The organism is Frankia torreyi (assembly GCF_000948395.1).
Lineage (GTDB): Bacteria > Actinomycetota > Actinomycetes > Frankiales > Frankiaceae > Frankia > Frankia torreyi.
Genome location: NZ_JYFN01000017.1, coordinates 85,487 through 102,382, shown reverse-complemented (window position 1 = coordinate 102,382; position 16,896 = coordinate 85,487). Strand labels below are relative to the sequence as shown.

General features: G+C 73.0%; 10 protein-coding genes. 9 read left to right on the top strand and 1 reads right to left on the bottom strand.

Annotated features, from left to right (window positions below; translation table 11 throughout):
- Positions 1-215: 215 nt before the first annotated feature.
- Together FF36_RS12930 and FF36_RS12925 are read left to right on the top strand one after the other, a co-directional pair.
- Positions 216-449, top strand: coding sequence for a hypothetical protein (locus FF36_RS12930; protein WP_044885293.1), 234 nt, complete (start codon positions 216-218; stop codon positions 447-449).
- Complete coding sequence (locus FF36_RS12925) at positions 446-1,180, top strand: hypothetical protein (RefSeq protein ID WP_044885292.1); 735 nt, start codon at positions 446-448, stop codon at positions 1,178-1,180. Before FF36_RS12930 ends, FF36_RS12925 begins: the two co-directional genes overlap by 4 nt.
- Positions 1,181-1,299: 119 nt before the next feature.
- On the opposite strand, the gene FF36_RS39965 is transcribed toward FF36_RS12925, so the two are convergent.
- A complete protein-coding gene (locus tag FF36_RS39965) occupies positions 1,300-4,116 on the bottom strand; it encodes a PASTA domain-containing protein (protein WP_044885291.1) in 2,817 nt (938 codons plus the stop codon).
- 74 nt (positions 4,117-4,190) lie between these two features.
- Between FF36_RS39965 and FF36_RS12915 the strand changes: the two genes are divergently transcribed.
- The 7 genes from FF36_RS12915 (at position 4,191) to FF36_RS12885 (ending at position 16,887) form a co-directional block, all read left to right on the top strand.
- Positions 4,191-4,853, top strand: coding sequence for a hypothetical protein (locus FF36_RS12915; RefSeq protein ID WP_044885290.1), 663 nt, complete (start codon positions 4,191-4,193; stop codon positions 4,851-4,853).
- A 100-nt stretch (positions 4,854-4,953) separates the two neighbouring features.
- Positions 4,954-5,217 carry a WXG100 family type VII secretion target gene (locus FF36_RS12910; protein WP_044885289.1) on the top strand — a complete coding sequence of 88 codons (264 nt, stop codon included), beginning with the start codon at positions 4,954-4,956 and terminating at the stop codon, positions 5,215-5,217.
- A 43-nt stretch (positions 5,218-5,260) separates the two neighbouring features.
- Positions 5,261-9,796, top strand: coding sequence for an FtsK/SpoIIIE domain-containing protein (locus FF36_RS12905; protein ID WP_063925286.1), 4,536 nt, complete (start codon positions 5,261-5,263; stop codon positions 9,794-9,796).
- 206 nt (positions 9,797-10,002) lie between these two features.
- Positions 10,003-12,234 (top strand): protein kinase domain-containing protein, encoded by a 2,232-nt coding sequence (locus FF36_RS31515; protein ID WP_161849157.1) that lies wholly within the window; start codon positions 10,003-10,005, stop codon positions 12,232-12,234.
- A 31-nt stretch (positions 12,235-12,265) separates the two neighbouring features.
- The gene (locus tag FF36_RS12895) at positions 12,266-13,294 is read left to right on the top strand and encodes an AAA family ATPase (protein WP_082121882.1); all 1,029 of its coding nucleotides are present in this window, start codon (positions 12,266-12,268) and stop codon (positions 13,292-13,294) included.
- A 135-nt stretch (positions 13,295-13,429) separates the two neighbouring features.
- Positions 13,430-14,497 (top strand): DUF58 domain-containing protein, encoded by a 1,068-nt coding sequence (locus FF36_RS40800; protein ID WP_422615089.1) that lies wholly within the window; start codon positions 13,430-13,432, stop codon positions 14,495-14,497.
- Positions 14,494-16,887 carry a transglutaminase TgpA family protein gene (locus FF36_RS12885; RefSeq protein ID WP_128423303.1) on the top strand — a complete coding sequence of 798 codons (2,394 nt, stop codon included), beginning with the start codon at positions 14,494-14,496 and terminating at the stop codon, positions 16,885-16,887. The genes FF36_RS40800 and FF36_RS12885 overlap by 4 nt, the downstream gene beginning before the upstream one ends.
- Positions 16,888-16,896: the final 9 nt, after the last annotated feature.

Here is a 16,896-nt window from a genome sequence, read left to right as displayed (position 1 = left end):
CAGCGGTGCCGGCCTGGGTGGCATTCGCTGGGTAGGGTTTACCGTCGACGCCGCACATCGAGCAGCCCTAACGTCGCACCATGGGTTTTCCGTTTGGGTTGACTGTTCCACCTGGGCCGAAACCGCCCGGCACCCCGGGCGACTGCGATGCTCTTGCGGCGATATGCGAAGCGTATGCCCAGGCACTCGGCGACAAGGTTCACGCGGCGGGCAGAGTGCATGCCGTCGTGGGGTCGGAGCTGTGGACGGGTCGGTCCGCCAACTACATAAACAACGCCGTCAGCCGGTGGCAGGACGTGGTCCTGCCCGTCCGCGACGCGCTGTGGGACCTCGCCACCCTGCTGAGCCGTGCGGCCGACGAACTCGCGAGCGACCAGGCGGCGTGGCAGCGCCGCTCGGACGCCTACGAGGATGCCGTCCGGGACCAGAACCGCCGGGGACGGGCATGAGCGAGTACCTCCGGCTCGAGCCACGATCGATGCGCGGCGTCGCCGACGACCTGGACACCGCCACCGAGGTCTCGCACCGGATGGGCGCGACGATACCCACCCTGGCCGACGGTTTCGACCTGCCGCCGGCCGTGGCCCGACAGGTGCACGCCGCCCTGGACCGGCTCGGCGCGGCCATGGGACGGGCGGGCACCGCGGTCCAGGGACTCGGACGGGACGTGCGCGCCCGAGCCGTGCTCGCCGAGCTGGCGGACGCCGCCGGCAAGCCGGGAGGACTGCCGAGCGGGCTGGCCGTGAAGCTGCGGCAGGTCGTGGAGAACTTCGAGTGCCCGCTCGACGACCCGGTGCAGAACCTGATCCACGAGTCCGCGGCCGCCGCAATGGGCGGCGCGAAGGCGGGGCTGAAGCCGATGGAGGAGGCCCTCACCGACATCCTCGACGGGCAGATCGCGGACCAGGTCAGGCAGACCGCCAACGAGCAACTGGACCAGTGCCAGCCGCCGGTCGAAATGCCCGAGCTACCTCCCCCGCCTCCCCCGCCACCGCCGCCACCGCCGAAACCCGGATTTTTCGGGAGAGCCGTCGACGCGTTCACAGACGCGGCCGACTCGGTCCTGGACGGGGCCGAGGACCTTGTGCAGGATCTGCCGTCACCGGGCGCCTCGCACACCGACGGCCCCGCCCCCTGGCTCCCGCTGCCACCGAGCTTGCCGCTCCTGCCCCTGCCCTGAGCGCTTCGCGTTTGGGTTGCGGAATTTTTGGGTTGCGGAATGCGGAATATCGCCCCGCCGGCCCTCGGGCGGTTGCCGCGGCAGTGCGTGGCAACCACCGCCCGAGGGCTGGTGGCACGTCACGGCCAGACGTATCCCAGCGTGAAGTTGTTCCCGCTGGTGTACCCCCGGCCGGCGTAGATGTCGTGTTCGGACGAGGGATCGACAGCCCAGACCCAGGAACTGTCCCCAGGGCTGAACATGGCGGCAATCGACGAGGCACCCGCCGGCGGCTGCGCATAGGCGTAGAAGGCGACCCCGTCGTTGACCCAGCCCGGATTGAAGCTGGCAACATTGCTCATCGAGAAGTAGTAGGTAGTCCCGGATCCGCAGACATTGTCACAGCGGTAACGGTAGACGGCGGTGGTCCCGCCGCCCGGCGACGAGGCGGGGAAGACGTTGCCGAGGCTGCGCTGGTTGCTGTAACCCGCCACGCTTGCCTCCGTGCTCAACAGGTAGAACGGATCCCCCGCCCGCTTGTGCAGATACAGCGGCACCGGCGCGGCATCCTCGTAGACGTACTGCACCTGCGTACCGGACGCCACCGCCGTTGCGGCGGCCGGACTCTGGGAATGGACCACGTTCGGCTGGTTGGTGACCTCGTCCGGCGAAGGGGCGGGTACGAGGCCCTTGCTGGTAAGCGCCGCCTGGGCGGCCGCGGGGCTCATCCCCGTCAGGTCGGGAACAGTGATCTGCGCGGTCCCGTAGTACTGCACGGTGATCGGGCCGGTCGGTGCCGCTCCCGTGCCGACCGCCGGCGTCTGGTTGACGACGGTCGCCGGGGCCTGGCCGGCCGGTGCAGGGCCGATGTCGGTCCCGCTGCAGTTGACGAAGCCCACCGCCTTCGCCTGGTTGCAGGCGTCATCGGCGGCCAGGCCGGTGAGCTGGGGCACCGCGATCTGGTTGGGAAACGTGACGGAGACCTGTCCACCGGTGTCGACCCGCGCACCGGCCGCTGGCGTCTGGGCAGTGACAATGTTGAGCCCGGCCGCACTCGCGGCGAGCCCTGAGGGCGCCTGGACGCAGGTCAGCCCCAGATCGCTCACGGTCCCGCACGCCGCGGCCACGGTGCTCCCGGTGAGGCCCGGCACCGTAATCCGATCCCGGTAGTGGACGACGACGATGTACCTCTCCTGAACCGAGGTCCTGGCCGGTGGGTCGGTGTCGACGACGGACCCGGTGGCGCCACCGCCCTTGCCGTCGGCTTCGGGGCGACAGTCAAGACGCTTCGAGCGCAGCTGGGCGCATGCCTCGGTCTGGCTCAGACCGATGACGTTGGGCACCGCGACCCTCGGCACCCCGCCAGGTCCAGGTCCACCCGGCCCGACGCTGCTCGGCGCCACCGGCCCGGTGGGTCCTACGGCGGGCGACTGTGCCGCGGGCGGCCCCCCGCCGAGCGGCCCCGAGGCGAGCGGTCGCGGGGCGAGCGGTCCCGGGGCGAGCGGCTGCGTTGGCCGGTCGGCCAACGGTCCGCTGGTCGACGGGGCGGCGGGCGGCGGGGCGGCAGGCGGCGGGGCAGCGGCCGGCGGGGCAGCGGTCTGCCGGGCAGTTGCCGACGGGGCGACGGATTCCGGGGCACGGGTCGGCGGGGTGCTCGGGCGGAACGGGTTCGGCACGGTCCGCGGCACCGGTGGGGAGTCGGGCGTGGGTGGAGTCGAAGACAGCGCGGGGCCGGGCAGTGACGGGGCGCCCTGACCAGGCAGGCCCGCCGCGCCCGCGCCGAGTCCAGGGCCGTCTCCCTTGTCGATGTTGAAGCTGCTGCCGTCCGGGTTGATCGCGGTGGCGACCCTCGCGTACTGATCATTGATCCACAGCCAGCCGCCGTCGACCTTGAGCTCGACGTTCCCTGAACCGTTCGCTGGCAGCGGGAGCGGGTCCGCTTTCGTGAGGGACGCCGCGTCGAACCTCAGGACCTGGTGGTTCGTGTCGTCGGGCGCATAGACCCGGCCGTGCACCTCCAGCGGGTCGCCGTACCGGGGGTCCGCGCTCGGCCCCAGGTCGACCGGATCACCGACGGTCTCGCTGTCGACGTCGACCCGTATGAGCTGCCGGGTCGGGACGATGATCAGCCATACCGCCGTCGCGGATTCGCTCGGCGCCGAGACCCGGATCGGTACGCCGGCCGGCAGCGTGACCGGGACGCGGTGCGTCGTGTGGTCGGGCCGCACGACGACGAGCTTGTTTGCGTCCGCGCGTACGACCACCGGCCGGTCGTGCAGGAGGGTCAGCAGGAGCCGGGTGTCCCCGCCGACGTCGATGGGGCTGCCGACCAGGCTGGTGCCCCGCACCTGGACCAGGCTTCCGTCCGCGAGCAGGATCCACAGCGTTCCCGCCGAGTCCGCCACCTGGCCGACGATCTTCTTCTCCAGCCTGATGGGTCTGCCCGTACCGTGGCCGGGCCCGAGCAGGGCGACCGAGCCGGTGGTGCCGGTCTTCGACACGACATAGGCGTTCAGGCCGCCGGCCACGAGGGACCTCTCGCCGCGATCCGACGCCTGGTCGACGACGGTGGTCGCCGTCATCCGGGACGTGTCGACCTGCGACACCACCCCGGTGTCCTTGTTGATCGCGTAGAGCAGGCGGCCGGCCTGTACGACTTCGAGCCGCTGCCGCCCGGTCGCCAACGAGCCCTCGAGCTGCGCGTCAGGTTGCCGGGCGGCCGCGTTGGCGTGGGCGATGCCGTGGCCGGCCGGCAGATACGCGCTCCCGTTCCCGAGCACCGACTTCGACACCCGGTACCCGGTGCCGGTCGAGACGCCGGCCACGACCAGGAGCAGCACCGCCGACAGGGCGAGGCGGCTACGGACCAGGCTTCCGCGCGACGCCACCAGCCGGCGGACGGTTCGCGGGACCCGGCGGGCCGCGGCGGGGGTGGCGGTGCGCGATCCGGGGCTCACAGATCTCCTCTCGGGGCTGGCGGCGATGATACGGACACAGCACGCTGCGGCAGAACGGGAAGGGGTTCCCTCAGATGGCCGGTCAGGTGGAGCTCGACGGTCACTCGTATCCGCTTGTCCCGGGGGAGCGGTTCACCTTCGGTCGCTCCCACGACTGCACGGCACGGCTGGCGATCGGTGACGCGGCGATCTCCCGCGTTGCCGGGTCTCTCTGCGACGAGGGCGGCACCTGGTGGCTGTCGAACGACAGCGGCCGGCGCCTGTTCGCGGTCGTCGACGAGTTCGGTTTCCGCAGTGTGGTCCCGCCCGGTCGTCGAGTCGCCGTCGAGGCGCCGGTGCGGGTCGTCCTGGACGGCGCTGCCGGCACCTACTCGCTGCAGGTGACCGTTCCCCGCAAGGACCAGGTGGTGGTCGCGGCCGTGGTCGGGACCTCGACATCGGCCGGCGAGGGCGTGGTGGTGAACAGCGCGGACAGGCTGGCGATGGTCGCGCTGTTCGCGGGGTACCTCGAGGACCCGCCCCGGCATGACCCGTACCCGAAGAGCTACGGCGCGGCGGCGGCCCGGCTCGACTGGCCTCGGACCACGCTGGTGAAGCGGATCGAGCACCTCCGGACCCGGCTGACCAACGCCGGCGTACCGAACCTGACGGGGTGGAACGCGCTCACCAACCTCGCCGAATACGCCATCGCCACGCGCCTGGTCACCAAGGAGGATCTGCACCTGCTGCGGCGCTAGAAACCATGGGAAGGGTTCCCGATTCCCATCGGCCGCCGCTCTCCCTAGCCTCGGCATCGCGCCACAGACCGTCTGTGGAACACGAGTCCGGAGGTGTCGGATGGCAGTCATCGGTGCCGAGATCGGCGATCTCAACAGCCTGAATGTGAGCCTCAAGCGGCAGAGCGGCGCGGTCGACACGCTCCTGTCGGAGCTGACCACCCAGGTGCACAACGCCAACTGGAAGGGCGGCGCCGCGGACCGGTTCCGCGCCTCCTGGGAATCGGAGTACCGGCCGGCCCTTCGCAGCCTGTCCGCGGCGCTCACCTCCGCCGCCGAGGAGGTCCGCCGCCGCGCCGAGGCGCTGACCGCCGCCGGCGCCTGAAGGCGATCAGGCGACGTCTCCACGCGCACAGCCGCCCACCACCATGGACCTCGACCTCGACCTCGAACTCGTCGATCGCGGCGGAGACCGGCAGGTCGTCTCCGTCGCGATCGGTCCGGACACCCGGGTCGGCGACGTCCGGTCGGCGCTGCGGACGTTCCGCGGCGCCACCCACGAAGTACCGGCCCGCCGCGTCGATGTCCGCCGCGTCGGTGCCGGCGAGGCGCTGTACGCGGGTACGGCGCCGTTGGATGACACGCTGACGCTCACCGACGCGGGGCTGCTCCCGGGCTCGGTCGTGGCACTCGGCCGGCCCGTTCCCGCTTCGCCGCCGAACCGGCAAGAACAGTCGACTGAGCAAGGACAGCCGACCGGGCAAGGGCAGTGGCAGCTCGCCGTGGTCGGCGGGCTGCACGCCGGGTCCACCGCGGCGCTGCCGCTCTCGGGCGAGGTGCGGGTGGGGCGCGACCCGGGCAACGACATCGTGCTGTCCGATCCCGAGGTGAGCCGGGACCACGCGATCCTGACGATCGACTCCGACCGGGTCGAACTGTCCGACGCGGGTTCCCGCAACGGGGTGTCCTGGCATGGCTACCGACTCGACGACCGGGTGGCGCTGCGTGCCGGCGACGTGTTCCAGCTCGGTGAGACGGTGCTCGAGCTGCGTCGATCAGCGCGGGTCAGCGACGTCCTCACCGCCGACCCGCTCGGTCCCGGGTACGTGGTCAACCGACCACCACGAATTCCGGACCTTCGACCGGAGCCCACGTTCGGCGTTCCCGCGGCCCCGGTGGAGCCGCGGGCGTTCCGGTTCCCGTTGGTGTCGGTGGCGATGCCGTTGCTGGTTGCCGGAGCACTGTTCGCGCTGCTGCCGGGCGCCCGCTACTACCTCGTCTTCATGGTGCTGTCACCCGTGATGCTGGTGGCGAACGTCTGGAGCGACCGACGCTCCGGGCGTGCCGACCACCATCGTCAGGTACGGGACCACGCCGACCGGCTCGCCGCCCTGCGGGCCGAGCTCGCGACGCTCGCCCAGGCCGAGGAGCTCCGCCTGCGAGCGCAGCTCCCCGACCCGGCGACGCTCCTGACGACCGTCGTCGCGCCGACCGGCCGGCTGTGGGAACGGCGCGTCGACAGCGACGACTTCCTCCGGCTCCGGTGCGGGCTGGCGACCAGCGCCCTCGACGTCCGGATCGCCGACCCGGACGGGGCGGTCGACGTGCCGATGTGCCGGCTCGTGCCGGTCACGATCGATCTACCGACCGCCGGCGTCGTCGGCCTGGCCGGATGCCGGCCCGCGGTGCTGGCCGCGGCGCGGGCGCTGGTCGTCCAGGTGACCGTCCTGCACGATCCGGACGCCGTGGGTCTGGTGCTGCTGACCGGCGAACCGGACACCGCGACGGACTGGGAGTGGACGACGTGGCTGCCGCATCTACGGCCGTCGTCGACAGCCGCCGAGGCGCCCTGGCGATCGGTCGGGGTCGATGCGGACCAGGCCGAGGCGAGGCTCGCCGAGCTGCGCCGGCTCATCGAGGAGCGGCGTGTCGGGCAGGCCGCCGGCCCGCCCGATCCGCGTCCCGCCGGCCGCCGTTACGTCCTGCTGCTGGACGGCGCTCGGCGACTGCGCGCGCTGCGTGGCCTCACCGAAGTCCTCCGCGACGGGCCCGCCGTCGGGGTGTACGCCGTGTGCCTCGACGTGAACGAAGCGAGTCTGCCCGACGAGTGTCGGGCCACCGTGACGGCCGACGGCCCGGCGGGCAGTCGGCTGCGGATCAGGCGGCCCACCACCGCAACCGTGGACGGTGTCGTCGCCGACGGGATGCCGCGGGAGCTGGCCGAGCACGTCGCCCGGGCGCTGCGGCCGCTGCGGCTGCTCGGTGGCATGGGGCCGGGCGCCGAACTGCCCGAGTCGCTGCGGTACGTCGAACTCGCCGGTCTCACCGAGTCCTCACCCGCCGCCACGCTGGCGCGCTGGGCGGCCGGGGCCAGGCCCGGGCAGGAGGCTGGGGGCGGGGCTGGGGGCGGGGAGCAGTCGACCGAGATGCTGCTCGGCGTCGGTGTGGACGGTCCGCTGACGGCCGACCTCCGCCGCGACGGACCGCACGCGCTCGTCGCGGGCACCAGCGGATCGGGCAAGTCCGAACTGCTCCAGACGATGGTCGCCTCGCTCGCCCTGGGCAACTCCCCGGAGGCCCTGACGTTTCTGCTCGTGGACTACAAGGGTGGCAGCGCCTTCGCCACCGCCGCGGCGCTCCCCCACTGCGTCGGCCTCGTGACCGACCTGGACGGTCACCATGCCGGCCGGGTGCTGGAGTCGCTGAGCGCCGAACTCCGTCGCCGCGAACGGCTGCTGGCGGCGGCCGGCGCCAAGGACGTGGACGAGCTGTGGGTGTCGGGGGCCGGGCGGCTGCCGCGGCTGGTCATCGTCGTCGACGAGTTCGCGACCCTCGTCGAGGAGGTACCCGACTTCGTGCCGGGACTGGTCGGCATCGGCATGCGGGGCCGCAGCCTGGGCGTGCACCTGATCCTCGCCACCCAGCGACCGGCCGGCGTGGTCACCCCGGAGCTGCGGGCCAACGTCAACCTCCGGATCTGCCTGCGGGTCACCAGCCAGGCCGACAGCACCGACGTCGTCGACGTGCCGGACGCGGCCCACCTCTCCAGCCGCACACCTGGCCGGGCCTACCTGCGCACCGGCCATCGCGAGCTGACGGCCTTCCAGACCGCGCGCGTCGGCTGGCCCAGGCCGGCTGCCGCACTCGCCGCCGGGCCAGCGCGGGTCGTGCCCCGGCGACTCGCCGACGCCGGCGGTGCACCATCGCAGCCGCAGCGGGCTGATCAGACCGGCCGGACCGACCTCGACGTGATCATCGACGACGTCCGGGCGGCCGCCCGGCAGACCGGGGCGGCCGAACCGCGACGGCCCTGGTTGCCCCCGCTGCCCGAGCTGCTGACCAGAACCGACCTTGCGGCGGTGCCACGTGGCGACTCGCCGGTTGCCGTGGCGCTGGGGCTCGCGGACCGGCCGGCGGACCAGGTTCAGGACCTCTTTGTCGTCGATCTGGAACGGACCGGCGCGCTGGCTGTCGCCGGGACCGTCCGCAGCGGCAGGTCGACCGTGTTGCGCACGCTGGCCGCGGGCCTCGCCGAGACCGGCAGCCCGGCGGACGTGCACCTCTACGCGATCGACTGCGGGAACGGTGCCATGCGGGGCCTGGCCGCCCTGCCGCACACCGGCGCGGTCGTCGATGGCACCGACCTGGCCCGCCTCGACCGACTCTTCGCCTTCCTCGACCGCGAGATCACCCGCCGGCAGCGCCAGCTCGCCGCCGCCGGGCAGGGATCGCTGGCCGAGCAACGCGCCTGTGCACCTCCGGCCGATCAGCTTCCGTACCTGGTGGTCCTGCTGGACCAGCTCGAGGGGTTTCACGCTCGGTACGCCGACACCGACGGCGGTCGCCTCGTCGACGCCGTCGAGCGGCTGCTGCGTCATGGCCCGTCCGCCGGGGTGTTCGTCGTCCTCAGCACGGACCGCTCCGGGTTCAGCTACCGCATCAGCGGCATGGTCGAGTCCCGGCTGGTGCTGCGCCAGGCCGACCACGAGGACTTCGCCGTCTACGGCCTGGACCGCCGGCGCGTGCCCCGGGGGATGCCCGCCGGCCGCGCGGTGTGGGCGGCCACCGGTGAGCAGGTGCAGGTCGTCTGCTCCGACGCCGCCGCCGTCGTCGACCTCGCCGCCGAGGCCCGCCGTCGCTGGGAGAGCACGCCCGAGCACCGACGACCGCGACGACTCGACCCGTTGCCCGAGCGGATCAGACTGCGCGACGTGGCAACTCCGCTGGTGGCACGGGCGGCGTATGCCACGCCGGCCGCGGGTCACGCCGTCTGCACGCCGGTGGTCGGCGGTGACCATCTCGCGCCGATCGACGTCGATCTCAGCGCGCTCGGCGGCAGCTTCGTCGTGGCGGGTCCGGTGGGATCGGGCCGGAGCAGCGCGCTCGTCTCGATCATCGAGACCCTGCGCGGCCGGGTCGACGGTGAGCTGCCCGTCGTCCTGGCCGCTCCCCGACAGTCGCCGCTGCGGGGCCTTGCCGCGCTGCCCGGGGTGGTGGAGGTCTGCCACCGCGCGGACGATCTGGCCCGGCACGTGGACGAGTGCGCAACGTCGGGAAGGCCGGTAGCGGTGGTCGTGGACGACGCCGAGCTGGTCGGCGACGCAGGCGCGGCGGCCCTCCTCGAACGGTTCCTGCGGACCGCACGCGACAGCGGCTCGATCCTCGTCGCCGCCGGCACCACCGAGGACCTGATCGCGAGCCGCTACCGGGGCTGGGTCGCCGGCGCCCTACGGTCCCGCTCCGGGCTGCTGCTGTGCCCCACGTCGCCGGTGGACGGCGAGGTGTTCGACCTCCGGCTGCCACGTTCGGGGTTCGGGCGGTGGCCTCCCGGTCGGGCCCTGCTGGTGGCCCGAGGAAACCCGGAGCTCGTGCAGGTGCTGGACCCGGTCCGGGAGCCGGCGGTCGACTGGCCCGAGGACCGCGCGGGCACACCCGGGTCGGCCAAAGCCGTGGCGGGACAGTGACGCGGTCGCTCTCCGGCGCCACCCTGCGGCGGTCCGGCGCGGCCACGCTACTTTCTGACTCGCAGCATTCCGCTAGTGCATTCGCCACCGTCGGCGCAGCGTGGCGGGACGGCCGCAGCCAGGACGAGTACCCGGTCGTAGTCACGCGCGCCGACCACCGCCGGGCGCAGTCCGAGCCGATGCGTGGACGGGGGCACGTTTCGACCGTGAGACCACAGGAGACGGCGGCCGCATGCCCGGCGCCCGTACTACCCGGATACCGCGTCGAGAGGACCCTCGCCGCCGGTCGGCTGGGCCCGGTGATCGCCGCCACGCGGCTCGCCGACGACCTCGCCGTGGCGGTACACCTCCTCGGCCGCCTCGACCAACCCGTCCTCGGCCGTTTCCTCGACCAGGCCGAGGATCTTCTGGCACTTCCGGCCCACCCCCACCTCTGGCCCGTGCTGGAGGTCGGGCGCGCCGACGACGGCACCTGCTTTCTGGTCAGCGAGCGGGCGACGGGATCGATCGATGACCGGCTGCGTGCCGAGGGACCGTTGCCCGCGGCCGTGGTGCTGCGCGCCGCGGTCGGCGGCGCGGCCGGCCTCGACGCCCTGCATGCCGACGAGCTGCTGCACGGCAACATCACCCCCGCGAACCTGCTGACCGGGCCCGCGGAGGCTGTCGCGCTGGCACCCCCGCTGCTACCCGCGTTGGCCGACGACGGACCCGGGCCGACGGTCGGCTACCGGCCGCCGGAGGTGCTCGGCGGGGCCGACTGGACCATCGCCTCCGACGTGTACGCCCTCGCCGCGACGGTCTTCACGCTCCTGTCGGGCCGGGTCCCGTACGCGGACCGCGCCGGGGACCAGGACCTTGTGCTGCGGATGCTCACCGGCCCGGCTCCCGATCTCGCGGGGTGCGGCGTCCCCGCCGCGGTCCAGGACGTCGTCCGCCGGGGGATGGCGACCGATCCACGGCAGCGACCGGCGACGGCGGGCGAGTTCGCCGCGCTCCTGGCTCGCGCCTACGACCAGCTCGAGACTCGACCGCCGACCGCGCCGCTGCCGGTGGTCCCGACCCCCGCCGGTGGGCGGGCGCTCGGCAGCAACTACCTGCTTGACAGCAGGATCGGTCGGGGTGCCACCGGCCAGGTGTGGCGGGGACGGCGTCGCGACAACGGCAGGCCCGTCGCGGTGAAGGTGCTGCGCTCCGACCTGGCGGACGAGCCGGAGACCGTCGCCAGATTCCTGCGGGAGCGGACCACGCTGACCAGGGTGCGGCACCGCAATGTGGCCCGGGTCCACGATCTGGTCGCCGAGGGTGAGACGTTGGCGATCGTCATGGATCTCGTCGACGGCGAGGACCTGCGGGGGACGATGGCGGCCGGCGGCCTCGCCGAGGCGGAGGCAGTCGCGCTGCTCGCCCAGGTGGCCGACGGGTTGGCGGCCGTCCACGACGCCGGCATCGTGCACCGCGACGTCAAGCCGGAAAACGTGCTCGTCGAACGCCGCGCCGCGCAGCTGGTGGCACGGCTGACCGACTTCGGGATCGCGCGGGCCGCCGGCGACTCCTCGCTCACCAGAGCCACCCGGCTGATGGGGACGACGGCCTACCTGGCGCCGGAACTGGCGGCCGGACGCCCGGCGACCTCCGCCTCCGACGTCTACTCGTTCGGAGTCATGGCCTACGAACTGCTCGCCGGCCGGCGACCCTTCGACGGCGACAACGATGCGGCTCTCCTTCGGGCGCATCTCGAGCTGCCTCCCACGCGGCCCGCCGACCTGTCCGAACCACTGTGGGCGACGGTCGACAGTTGCCTCGCCAAGGCGCCGGAAGCTCGGCCCACGGCCCACGAGCTGGTCGGCGCGCTGTCCGCCGCCGCCCTGGCACCCGCCCAGCCGACGGCACAGGCGGGCCGGACGAACGGCCCCACCGTGGCGCCCGGCGACAGTTCCCGCCCGCGCCGAGGGGAACCGCTGGCGACCGCGGACGCCACCGTTCCCGCCCCGCCCCGGCCGGCCGCGGATGCGGCCGCCGCCCACGGCCGGCGCCGGCGGCCGTGGCGGCTGCCGGCGGCCGTGCTGGCCGTCGCGATCGTGGGTGCCGGCTCCGGGATTGGGCTGGCGCTGCAGGGCCGGACGCCGGCACCAGCGAGAGCTCCAGCGACGGTTCCGTTCCTCCTGCCGATCCCGTTCGTCGCCGACTCGCCCAGCCCGGGAATCGTCGAGGTGTCCTTCGGCGGCAAAGGGGAACCACTCGGAATCAAAGGGTACCTTGTCTACGTCGATGGCAGCGACAATGGTTTCGAAGTAGAACGGGACCAGAAGTCCTGGCGCTCCGGCAATCTCGACGGCAGTGTGCACTGCTTTTCCGTCGCCGCGCTGGTGACGACCACCGGAACACCGCCCCCGGCCGCTGCGAACTCGCCGCAGTGCCTGGTCGCCGACGGCCACTGAACGCCCCGGACCATATTCACATGAGGGAACGATGACCTATACTTCCCAGCCGGAAGCCGCCTACCCGCCACTCGGTTCGCCTGGCGATATCGCCTATCCGGGCGGCAGCGGGGCGACCTTCGCGCACATACACGACGCCATCGTCGCCAGCGTCGAACGAGTTGTGCACGGCAAGTCGGAGGTGGTCCGACTCGCGGTCGCGTGCCTGCTCGCCGGCGGCCATCTGCTGGTCGAAGACGTCCCGGGCGTCGGCAAGACCTCCCTGGCCAAGGCGCTTGCCGCCACCATCGGCGGCACGTCGCAGCGCGTCCAGTTCACCCCCGACCTGCTTCCCTCGGACATCACCGGAATATCGATGTGGCGATCCGACATCGCCCGCTTCGAGTTCCGCCCGGGCGCGGTCTTCGCCAATGTCGTCATCGGCGACGAGATAAATCGGGCCTCCCCGAAGACACAGTCGGCGCTGCTGGAGGTCATGGAGGAACGGCAGGTGACCGTGGACGCCGAGACCCACCAGGTCCCCTTGCCGTTCATGGTCGTCGCAACCCAGAATCCTATCGACATGGAAGGCACCTACCGGCTGCCCGAGGCGCAGTTGGACCGCTTCCTCATGCGCCTTTCGGTGGGCTACCCTGATCTCGCGACGGAAATGGCGATACTCACCGGAGCCGACTCGGCCGGGGCCGCCGCGTATCTCGAGCCGGTCACCTCGCCCCAGGTGGTGAGCCAGCTCGTCGCGGCGGTCCGGCAGGCACACACCTCGCCCTCGATCGTGCAGTACGTGGCGACCCTCGCCGCGAGGACACGGACACGACCCGAGCTGCGGTTGGGAGTCAGCCCCCGAGGCAGTATCGGCTGGCTGCGAGCCGCGCAGGCGCTCGCCTACGGCCAGGGACGCGGGTACGTCGTCCCCGACGACATCAAGACCGTCGCCCGGCCGGTGCTGGCCCATCGGCTCCTGCTCACGGCCGACGCCGACGTCCGCGGCATCTCCGTGACCGACGTCCTGGACGACGTGCTCGCAAGCGTCCCGGCGCCGACCCGAACCCAGGCGAACTAGCTCGTGGCGACGTCAACGGCCACCCGGGCGGCGGACGCGGCACGGGCGACGGCCGCCGTGGTCACGCCCGTCGGATGGGGATTCCTCGGTGCGGTGGTCGGAACGTATGCGTTGGGGGTCGCGGCGGGATNCCCGATGCTCGTCGGCCTCGCCGTGACCGCCGCCACGACTGCGCTGCTCGCCGCCGCGACCGTGCTGGTGCGACCCCAGCTCACGGTCAGCCGCACGGTGCTGCCCGACCGGCTGACGGTCGGCGAGTTCGCGCTCGGCCGGCTGGTCGCCCGCAACGACTCCCGGTGGCCGGCGCCGCGCCTGGTGGCCGTCGAGCGGATCGATGGTGAGCCGCTTGAGCTGGGGATCGAGACGGTGGCTCCCGGCTCCCGGCGAACCGTGCAGTATCCCGTGCCCGGAGCGCGACGCGGCACGCTCGTGCTCGGCCCGGTCACGGTCGAGCGCCGGGATCCGCTCGGCCTGTTTCGCCGGTCCCGTCTGGTCGAGGGCCAGTTGACCGTCTGGGTGCGGCCACGGGTACATCCGCTCCAGCACCCGCCGGCGGGTGTCGTCCTCGACGTCGAAGGACAGGTACGGGGCACGGCCACGGCGGGCACGGCGGCGTTCTCGTCGCTGCGGGCGTACACCCTGGGCGACGACCCGCGCCACATCCACTGGAAGCAGAGCGCACGCACCGGCACGTTGATGGTCAAGGAACACATCGACGCCGACGAGCCCACGGTCACGGTGGTACTCGACGCGCGCGCGTCGGTGCTCGACGAGGCACGCTTCGAGGAGGCCGTCGAGGTCGCCGCCTCGTTCACCCTCGGCGGGGTGCTCGGCGCCGCCTCCCGGGGGCGGCCCGCAACGTTGCGGATCATCGGCGAGAACGACACCGGCGCTCCGGTCGCCGCCGACCCGCTGGACCGTCTCGCCGCGGCCCGCCCGGTCCAGGGCGAGACGGCCCCTGTGGTCCTGCGCGCCGTGGACCGGATCGACCCCGGCGGGTGCGTCGTCGTCGTGACCGGCGATGACGACGGGGTCACTGCCCCGTTGCTGTCCCGGCTTGGCCGGCACGCACTGGTCGTCGTGATCTCACTCCGAGCCGACCTCGAGCGGCCCACCGCCCTGCCACGCCCCGGCGCGGTCGTGCTGCGCGCTCCGACTGCCGTCGACGCCGTCGCGGCATGGCGCCGGTTGGGCGCCTCGTGACCGCCGCCTCCGTTCCTGACTCCGCCTCCCGTGCCAGCTCCGCCTCCCGTGCCGGCTCCGCCTCCCGTGCCGGCTCCGTCCGCGTCCCCGCCGAACAGCGGGGCGGTCGCCTGGACGTCGTGCTCTCGACGGCGCTGTCCGCCGCGCTGTCCCTCCTCAGCGGCCTGGTGTTCGCGCCGGTGTTCGGCGGCTACCGGTCGGACGGCGCCATCGGACGGTTCGACCTGGCGATCCTCGGCGGGGTCGTGGTGCCGGTCGGACTCAGCGGGATCTTGTTCGTCCGCACCCGGCTCACCGCCGCGACCCGCACGGCAACAGCGGCTGCCGGCCTGATCGCCTACGTGCTGGTGGTGCTCACGCCGGGCCGCCACGTCCTCGACGGGCCCCGCCGCTTGCTGACCAGCGGCCTGCCGGTGCAGGCGAAAGGACCGGAGCTCGCCGCGGTCGTCCTGGCCGTGGGGGTCGCAGCCCTGCTCAGCGCCGAACTCGTCCAGCGCCGGCGCAACGCCCTGCTGCCCGCCCTTCCCCCGCTGGTCTGTGCGGTGGTCGGCCTGGCGGTCGGCGCCTCCATCGGCCCCCCCGCGGGCTGGCTCGGACCCGGCTTCGCACTGGTCGTGGCGGCGCAGCTTGCCACCCGACAGATCATGGCGGGCGGCTGGCGCGAGGCGTCGACGACGATGTTCGGCCGGACGCCCGGCCGGACGTCCGGCAGGGGAGGTCGGCGCGGGGTGCCGGCCGGTCCACGCCTCGCCGGCACCCGGCCCGGGCCCGGACCCGGCCGGGCCGTGAAGATCCTTCGGGGTCTCGCTCCGCCGGCGGCCGCCCTCACAGCCATAGTCCTGGCGCTGCTGTTCGTGCCGATCGTGCCCGGTGGCTCGGGCGACACCGCTCGCTTCGACGCCCAGTCGCTCGTCGCCCAGCCCGTGACACCGCGCTCCACCATCAACCCACTCGTCGCGTTCCCGGCCCTGGCGCACGGCAAGGACCCTGACCTTGGTCCGGAGCTGGTTGTCCACTCCGCGACGGCGGTGGACAAGCTGCGTGCCGTCACCCTGACGGACTTCGACGGCGTCTACTGGACGGCCTCCGCCGCGTACCGGCGAGCGGACCAGCGGCTGCCGTCGCCACCGGTCACGGTGCCCAGCCGCGAGGAGGAGATCGGCGTCACCGTTGTGAAGCCAGGGTCTCTCACCTGGCTTCCGGCCCTGGGACGCCCCCTGCGGCTGTCCGTCAGCGGCATGGGGGTGGACCCGTCGACGGGTGACATCGTCGTGCCGTCCGACCGACCCGTGCCCGCCAGCTACTCGGTCGTCGGTGCGGTCCCGGTCGTCGACGACGACGACCGCCTGGCCGTCGATGTTCCGGTCCGGATGACGGAGCGGGCCGACTACGACGTTCCCCGGGCTGTCCGGGACGCCGCCGACCGGGCCGCGGCGTCCGCGCGTACTCCGCTCGCGCAGGTGCAGGCGGTCCGTGACCTGTTTCTCCGCAGCGGTCAGTACCGCTACGACGACAGCGTCGATGCCCCGGCGGGACACGGTCTCTACCAGATCAGCCGGCTCCTCGCCGACCGTCGCGGCACCTCCGAACAGTTCGCCAGCGCGTTCGCGGTCATGGTCCGCTCACTCGGCTACGAGGCCAGGGTGGTCTTCGGGTATCTCGCGCCGCGCCCCGACGCCCAGTCCGGCGAGTTCCGCATCACCGGCCGCGACGTCCACGCCTGGGCGGAAGTGCTGTTCAAGGAGTCCGGCTGGGTGTCGTTCGACCCATCCCCCCGCAACGACCGGGCCGACGCGCAGCCACTACCGCGCCCGGACCCCGACCCGGCCGGCGGTCCGCCGTCCGCGGCGGGAGGTGCCGGCGGAGCATCCCAGGCGGGGCAGGTGCCCGGTTCCCTGCCCCACCGGTCCGGCGGTACCGACGACGCCGAAAACACCGAGGCACGCGACGGTGACTGGCCGCCGGTCCTCGTCGCTCTGCCGGTCGTCGTCGGCGCGGCGCTGCTCGTGGTCGGCGCCGTCCCGGTCGCCAAGACGATCCGGGCCCGCCGGAGACGCGGGAACAGCGACGTTTCCGCGCGCATCGAGGGGGCGCGCCAGGAGATGGTCGACCGGCTGGTCGACGCGGGTATTCCCCTAGTGCGCAGCCACACCGGGAAAGATCTTGTCGCCGCGACGGAAAGCCACGCGTCGTCACGTCTCGCGGAACCGGTCGCGGACCTTGTCGCGGTCCATGAAGCCGCGGTGTTCGCCCCAGGGCCGGCCAGGCCACAGCAGTCCGACAAAGCCTGGACCCTGGTGACCAGGGTCAGCCGGCAACTCCGGGCAGAGATCCCGTGGAGCCGTCGGGTTCGTGCGCACCTGGCACTCACCTCGTTTCGACGAAGGTAGCCCCCGTCC

Bases quoted from the DNA above. Each gene is read 5' to 3' on its own strand.
- FF36_RS12925 (WP_044885292.1), top strand. From the start codon at position 446: ATGAGCGAGTACCTCCGGCTCGAGCCACGATCGATGCGCGGCGTCGCC.
- FF36_RS12915 (WP_044885290.1), top strand. From the start codon at position 4,191: ATGGCCGGTCAGGTGGAGCTCGACGGTCACTCGTATCCGCTTGTCCCG.
- FF36_RS12910 (WP_044885289.1), top strand. From the start codon at position 4,954: ATGGCAGTCATCGGTGCCGAGATCGGCGATCTCAACAGCCTGAATGTG.
- FF36_RS12905 (WP_063925286.1), top strand. From the start codon at position 5,261: ATGGACCTCGACCTCGACCTCGAACTCGTCGATCGCGGCGGAGACCGG.
- FF36_RS12895 (WP_082121882.1), top strand. From the start codon at position 12,266: ATGACCTATACTTCCCAGCCGGAAGCCGCCTACCCGCCACTCGGTTCG.
- FF36_RS40800 (WP_422615089.1), top strand. From the start codon at position 13,430: ATGCTCGTCGGCCTCGCCGTGACCGCCGCCACGACTGCGCTGCTCGCC.